At 53.7% G+C, this 1,271-nt stretch carries 2 protein-coding genes; both read left to right on the plus strand.

Going from position 1 to position 1,271, the window contains the following annotated elements; all coding sequences use genetic code 11:
• Positions 1-812: RepB family plasmid replication initiator protein (locus EOM25_15070; protein ID NCC26500.1), on the plus strand; the 812-nt coding region annotated here is incomplete at its 5' end.
• 241 nt (positions 813-1,053) lie between these two features.
• A partial coding sequence (locus EOM25_15075; GenBank protein ID NCC26501.1) for a hypothetical protein occupies positions 1,054-1,271 on the plus strand: 218 nt, incomplete at its 3' end.

Genomic DNA, 1,271 nt, shown 5'->3' on the forward strand with positions numbered 1-1,271 from the left:
AGCAAAGACTCGTGCTGTACGCTGTCTCGAAGATTCAGCGCGAGGACGATGATTTCATGCACTACGATTTGGATTTGGCTGAACTGGCCGAACTGACCGACATGAGCAGGACCAGGGTCTATGCCGATGCCGTGCGAATGGCCAAGGGCTTGATGTCAAAGCCTGTGGCCTTTGTCGTCGGACCCGATGAAACCCTGATTGCAAACTGGCTCGACAGCGTCAGGGTAAACGGCAAGACAGGCCGCTTGACGTTCACCATATCGCCGACGATGAAACCCTACTTGCTAGCGTTGAAGGGCTATTTTACCAGCTACCGGCTTGAATATATCACGGGCTTTGAATCAAAATACGCTTTCAGAATTTACGAATTGGCAAAGCAGTTTGAGTCTACCGGCCTCCGGGTTTTTACCGTGGATGGCTTCAAGGAAATGCTCGACATCCAGAACATGTATCGGAGCTTCAACGCCTTGAAAAACAGAGTCATCATCCCGGCCTTGAACGACATCAACACCCATTCGGACCTGATAGTCGAGCCGAAATATCGAAAGCGACGGCAAGCCATCACGCATATCGAGTTTCACATCACATCGAAGGATGCCAAGCCGACCACGTCCAGGCCGAAACCGAAGACCAAGACCGATACCGGCCCGGACCCGGCTGTCCTGGCCGCAGCTGCCGAGGCCGAACGGGTCAGACAAGAGGCCGTGAATAACTCTCCGCTGCTGGCTGCCTGGGAGGCCATGACCGATGAAGAAAAAGCAGAGTGGCCGAGCTACCTGGCTTTTAGAAAAGCCAATGGACGGAAGTCTTGATGCCCTGCGAACGGCCAAACCAGCGTCAGCGATCCGGCCTTGGCCGGGGTTTGGTGTAGTGAGTACACCATCGGTCAAACCATGGCTTCATAGGAACCGATTCTAGGCGATGGAAAAGGAAAAAGGACCTGGGATATGGCAACGAAATTTCAAGGCCGAATTTGGCCTGAAATAAAAGGCCCGGACCCATGGTAGGCATGGACCCGGACCAAACCCACAACATCCTGTATAGGAGGACATCATGGCTGAAGAAAAAACTATCTGGATCGACGGACGAGAGCAAGAAATCGAATTTCCCGAGGGCCTGGGGCCTGAGCATGTTGATTTTCATTCGGACCTACACACCATGTGCTGTGTCGAGTTTGAGCGCCTGGGGGCTTTGCTCCGACACATGAGAGACACCGAGGAGGAATTCACTAAGGTGGGCCTGGGGTCCGTGGCCCATGAACTGTTCCAGGC

Source organism: Deltaproteobacteria bacterium (assembly GCA_009929795.1).
In the GTDB taxonomy this organism is placed as follows: domain Bacteria; phylum Desulfobacterota; class Desulfovibrionia; order Desulfovibrionales; family Desulfomicrobiaceae; genus RZZR01.